Source organism: Roseovarius lutimaris (assembly GCF_900115165.1).
In the GTDB taxonomy this organism is placed as follows: domain Bacteria; phylum Pseudomonadota; class Alphaproteobacteria; order Rhodobacterales; family Rhodobacteraceae; genus Roseovarius; species Roseovarius lutimaris.
Genome location: NZ_FOVP01000058.1, coordinates 1 through 4,879, shown reverse-complemented (window position 1 = coordinate 4,879; position 4,879 = coordinate 1). Strand labels below are relative to the sequence as shown.

General features: G+C 52.3%; 5 protein-coding genes and 1 pseudogene. 4 read left to right on the top strand and 2 right to left on the bottom strand.

What is annotated here, in order from left to right; all coding sequences use genetic code 11:
• Positions 1–225 precede the first annotated feature (225 nt).
• A complete protein-coding gene (locus BMZ91_RS20830) occupies positions 226–696 on the top strand; it encodes a hypothetical protein (RefSeq protein WP_092842491.1) in 471 nt (156 codons plus the stop codon).
• 470 nt (positions 697–1,166) lie between these two features.
• Here BMZ91_RS20830 and BMZ91_RS20820 read toward each other — a convergent pair whose 3' ends face one another.
• Positions 1,167–2,168, bottom strand: coding sequence for a P63C domain-containing protein (locus tag BMZ91_RS20820; RefSeq protein ID WP_092842490.1), 1,002 nt, complete (start codon positions 2,166–2,168; stop codon positions 1,167–1,169).
• Between the two features lie 102 nt (positions 2,169–2,270).
• The gene (locus tag BMZ91_RS20815) at positions 2,271–3,230 is read right to left on the bottom strand and encodes an IS1595 family transposase (RefSeq protein ID WP_092842489.1); all 960 of its coding nucleotides are present in this window, start codon (positions 3,228–3,230) and stop codon (positions 2,271–2,273) included.
• Between the two features lie 154 nt (positions 3,231–3,384).
• Here BMZ91_RS20815 and BMZ91_RS20810 point away from each other — a divergent pair, with 154 nt between their 5' ends.
• From BMZ91_RS20810 to BMZ91_RS20800, 3 genes and pseudogenes are all read left to right on the top strand, one after another.
• Positions 3,385–3,606, top strand: a complete 222-nt coding sequence (locus BMZ91_RS20810; RefSeq protein ID WP_245736526.1) for a DUF6471 domain-containing protein — start codon at positions 3,385–3,387, stop codon at positions 3,604–3,606.
• A 248-nt stretch (positions 3,607–3,854) separates the two neighbouring features.
• Positions 3,855–4,409: a DUF4760 domain-containing protein gene (locus tag BMZ91_RS20805; RefSeq protein ID WP_092842487.1), complete on the top strand. Its 555-nt coding sequence runs from the start codon at positions 3,855–3,857 to the stop codon at positions 4,407–4,409.
• Positions 4,410–4,447: 38 nt separating this feature from the next.
• Positions 4,448–4,879 (top strand): annotated as a pseudogene (locus BMZ91_RS20800) (IS5 family transposase); the annotation flags it as partial.

The window sequence follows — 4,879 nt, the reverse complement described above, 5'->3', positions numbered from 1 at the left end:
CGGCTTTGTTGCAGGGATCGTTCTGAGCCTGATACTGAGGTTGCTCCTTCCCATTCAGGATGCTGAGCATGCCGCACAAATTCAATGCTAACCGCCGAGGCAAAATTTCGAAGCAAAAGTATCGTGTGTCCAACTGGGCGAGTTACAACGAAAGCCCGGCATTATGGAGCAAACTCACCAAATAAGGTTATTGAATAATCATAAATGGTTAGATATAAGTGCTGCATGAAAGACATTACAGAATACGAGCGCCCGAACACGGTTTCCGGCCTAGTCGCAAAGCACGCTGAGTTATCCGCGCTACGCGACAGATACAAAGCTGAGATTAAAAAACTGACGGTTGATATAGACCACCTGGACGCGGCCATTCGGTTGTTTGATCCCGACGCAGACAGCTACGCGATAAAGCAGTATGTGACCAAGCATAGGGCACAGAAGGGATCTGTGAAGCGGTTCGTGCTTAACTCACTGCGCGAGGCCAGCGAGCCGCTAACATCCCGCCGGATAACAGAGGCATGGGCAGCGGATCGCGGATTAGTCTGCGATGATGCGACCTACGCCACGCTGCGTAAGCGCATTGGAGCCTGTATAAAGGGGTGCCGTGACCAAGACCTTATCGAGGACCACGGATGGACACGCGACCATGATGGGAACGGACCGTACAAGCTGTGGTCATTGAAAAAGGGCGGCCTGTGAGCCGCCCTAAGTCGTACGTTAAGCCGCTTTGGGGAAGTCAGCCGGAAGGCTGGCCGCTGGCGGCACGTCGGGGAATAAGCGCCCCTTCATCACATCAGCAATACGGCCAAAGTTGAGGCCGTGGTAATAACCCGTGATCCAAGAGTACGGGATACCAAGCGCTCGTGCCAGTTTGATTACAGACGCCATGGCGGGCGTCACTTTACAGTCGTGCATCTTGTGCCTTTCGCGATGCTGCGACCAGACGTCAGACTTGACGTGACGACCCAAATGAATCATCTATCATGTGTTGCATGTCCTAAGTCCGGTCATGTTGAAGCTTGAGATCATTCTCAAGCTTTGGTGTGGAGCCGAGGCGTAAGCCCCGGCCCCTGCGCGCCCTAGATGGCGGCTGCTCACCTAATCAGAAGTTCAAGTTCCGATTAGATCAGGGTGGTCGTCATATGGGCTCCATGAAAATTACCTCCTTATCATGCATCAAACAGATCCTTGATCGCGGCTGGCCTATTAGGCCGGGCCTCCGGGAAAGATTCATAAAAACGAGTTTCCAGCTGAGCCTTGCTTTTTGCACCGCGAGCAATCCCAACAACCTGCCAGATCTGCGCTTTTACGGCAGGGAGTCCGATCTCATCGCTAAGAAACTGGAAAAGCTTATAACGGCGTCCGCCATTGGCATATACAACCGGGTTTTTCTCTTCTAGTTGCTCTAGAATGGCACCGTTCGAGTTCAGCAACGGTTGGTAGATGTACTTCCGGATGAGCTTGGAGAAAAACTTTGGATGCTTTGTGCTGTCAGGATTAAGCCTCTTGAGGCCATAAACATTGTAGAATACCTCAAACAAGTCATCCGGGAACTCTGCGTTTTCCCACTTTCGCGCCTCTTCGCGGATGCATTCCTGCCAAATATGGCGGTACTCATCCTGCCTTTTATCGGCAATAAATCCAGTCGCCTCATCGATTAAGGCAACAATTCCAACCTTTGCTGCGGACCTGATAAGAATTTCCGCTTGGCGAGCAAGAAATTTTTGTGACGGCAACAATTGGTCACGCGCATCAATTAAGGCATCGCAAAGGTCAATCAGAACAGCCGCTTCGTATCCGTGCGCGGGATCCCCCGATAATGGCTTGAAAACAATGTGATTTTCGATCTTCTCCCGGACATTTGCCGGGATTCTGGATCCTAAGGTCTTGCCAGATAATGTTTTGATAAAAGCGTTGCCGCCTTCCGATTTGAGGCCCAAGGCCCTTGCCATCGCCCTTTTGTGAATCAATCGGCGCTGGTCCTTGAGGACATAGCAATCGATGCCAATCTCTCCAATCTGCAAAACACCCTGTGAACTTGCTTCCGGCATAATACCTGCGAGTTCAGGCTTCCAACGCGCCCGGGCCGCATTCTTCGCGATTTTCGACCTTTCAGCAGGGGTCAGCTTCGCCGCCCTTGCTGTACCTCCCGCGCTTTGCTTTGTCGTCATTGCCGCCTCCGATGCTTACTACCTCTAGTAAACATATGCTTGCTAGCGCCGCAAGCATAAATTTTTATAAGTAAGCAATGCTTTCTACAGGCAGAGGCACTATCAAGCCCGCCGCTGCCAATACCCACACCACTGACGAGATACCGGAGCAGCTGCAACCGCCCCAATAGCCATAGCGAACTGGTGCCCATTGGCCTGACGGTTGGTGTCCTCACGCCATGCCATTTCAGCAGCGTATGCGCCAAGGTATTTGCCCGCGATGTGGTGGTGGGTGCCAACCTCAGCGCGGCGTAGGCGGCTAAAGAAGCTTTCTGCTTGGTTGGTGCAGGCACCATCCTTTGAATATGCCTCTTGGTGGTTGATCCGCTTTATTGGGAAGTATGCCGCCAGCTTGTCCCAGTGTGACGCTTCGTCGGCATGGACTGTCGCGCCATGCTCGACGTTAGCGGCGACAAGGGCCACGCCTTCGGCTTCGGTGCTTGTCACATAGGTAAGTGTGCGGCCACCGCGCTCACGCATCACGATAACGCTTTGACGCTTGCCTGACTGGTGAACCTTCTTGCGGCGGTCCTTACGGTCCTTCTTTTCATTGGCAGGTTTCACATACCCACCAAAGTAAGCGCCATCGACCTCGATATTGCCTGACAATGCACCAGCATTACGGGCTGTCTCTATGCTTTCACGTACCTTGTGCAGCAAAACGAATGCGGTTTTGTAATCAACACCCAAATCGCGGGACAACTGCAATGCGCTGTAGCCCTTTGCGCCATTTATAAAGATAGCGATTGCCGCCAGAATATCGCGAACCTGCAACTTGCGGCTGGCAAAGATTGTGCCAGATGTGATGCTGAACTGCTTAGCGCAACCCTTGCATTTGTATACTTGGCGCGTCTTAAGGTCGTAGTGGTCAACGCATCCGCACTCTGGGCAAATCGGCTCGCCTTCGGTCTCAGTCCAGCGAATTTTGCGGAATGCTGTGCGGGCTTCCGCCTCAGACATGCGCATGACCTTCACGAGTGAAAGCGTTTTGGCGGCGGGTGAGAGTAGAAAGTGCTGTGACATGATGCTAACCTTATTTGGTTAATATGTTATGCCAGTGGACACGCGCCCGGTCAAGCGTTATATTCACCTTATTCGGTTATGCCAAAAAAGGTGACGTATGAACGTAATGAACAGGCCCGCCCCGCCGAAGCCGACTGCCCGTAAGGCAAGCCCTGTGAACGCGGAGTATGAGGACAAGGCAAAGGATATGGTGCGCGAGGCCATGAAGGCCCAAGGCGTGACCGTAGACCAGCTAACAGAGCGCCTTAAGGCTATAGGCGTTGACATGAGTTCTGGCGGCGTGGCGAACAAGATAAGCCGTGGCGGATTTAGTTCGGCGTTTATGCTTCAATGCATGGAGGCCATGGGGTTGGAAATTAAACCGCTTGAAAAGTGACACTTTGGATTGAGTAACACAATTTTGCGGCGAATTTGATGGGATTAATTTTTCTGGCCATCTTGTCGGCACATTGCTAGGGTTTATCTACAGTATGCTAGAGGGCATCTTAGGAGGATAACATGAAGAACCCCATCAAAATCACAGCCCCCACCCGTGAGGGTTATGGCGGCTAAAGGGAATTTATGACCAGACGTAACGCCCACTGAACTCTCAGTGGGCGTTTTTTTTGTGAGTGGGAGGGGCATATGGAGACTGAGTTAGTACAGGTCGGGTGGATTTGGGCGGACTTCCTAAGCCCTATTGCGATACTTATTTCTGCTCTCGGCGCATGGTGGTTCGCGGCGGCGGCGATTAAGAACGCTCGCGATATCGCCAACAAAAAAAGCACGTTTGACTACCTGAGCAAATTAAGCTGGGACAGGGACTACATAAAAGCGAAGAATAAATTTCTTGAGATAAGACTGGGCACGAAGAAGCTAAGGGCAGTATCCGAAGAGTATCACAGGCTAAAAAGCCAAGGTCAAATCCCCAACGGAAATCAGGGCGACCGTGATGAAGCGACACATGATCTCATCGAAGAGTATTCGGCGATCAAGAATATTCTGAACGAATACGAGGCCCTAGCTATCGCAGTCCGCTCAGGCGCCCTGGACGAAGGTATGGTGAAGAGCAATATCCGTCAACAATTCATTGATCACATCGAAAGCTGCAAGGAATTCATCACACATACCCGACGCAATTCTGGGGTTCCAGAACCAAACAAAATTTGGTGTGAAATTCAGGATCTTGTGGATAAATGAAAATAACCTTATTTGGTGAGTTTGCTCCATAATGCCGCGAAAGCCTTCGGCGTCGCGGGGAATTGACGGTCTGGGTCAGCGAAGAGGCGCTTGGTTTGTGGCGGGCACCGCGCCGGGCGACGCGGGGTGGTCAGCGGACATATTCAGACCTGGCGATCGAGATCTGCCTGACCCTGAGCGCTGTCTTCAAGCAACCGTTGCGCCAGACACAAGGCTTCATGCGTAGTATCGCGGCCTTGCTTGGTGTCGAGATTGCGGTGCCAGACTTCTCCACGCTCTCGCGCCGGGGCAAGGGACTGACTTTGCCTGCGACGCGTAAAGCCGACCGATCCGATCCGGTCCATCTTGTGGTGGATAGTACCGGCCTGAAGGTCTTCGGTGAGGGCGAATGGCTTGAGAAAAAGCATAAAACCAAACGCAAACGGCGCTCTTGGCGAAAGCTGCACCTCGGCCTCGATCTTGTCAGTGGC

What these genes read in the sequence shown, in the direction of transcription:
- BMZ91_RS20805 (WP_092842487.1), top strand. Translation starts at nt 3,855, where the DNA reads ATGGAGACTGAGTTAGTACAGGTCGGGTGGATTTGGGCGGACTTCCTA.
- BMZ91_RS20820 (WP_092842490.1), bottom strand. Translation starts at nt 2,168, where the DNA reads ATGACGACAAAGCAAAGCGCGGGAGGTACAGCAAGGGCGGCGAAGCTG.
- BMZ91_RS20830 (WP_092842491.1), top strand. Translation starts at nt 226, where the DNA reads ATGAAAGACATTACAGAATACGAGCGCCCGAACACGGTTTCCGGCCTA.
- BMZ91_RS20815 (WP_092842489.1), bottom strand. Translation starts at nt 3,230, where the DNA reads ATGTCACAGCACTTTCTACTCTCACCCGCCGCCAAAACGCTTTCACTC.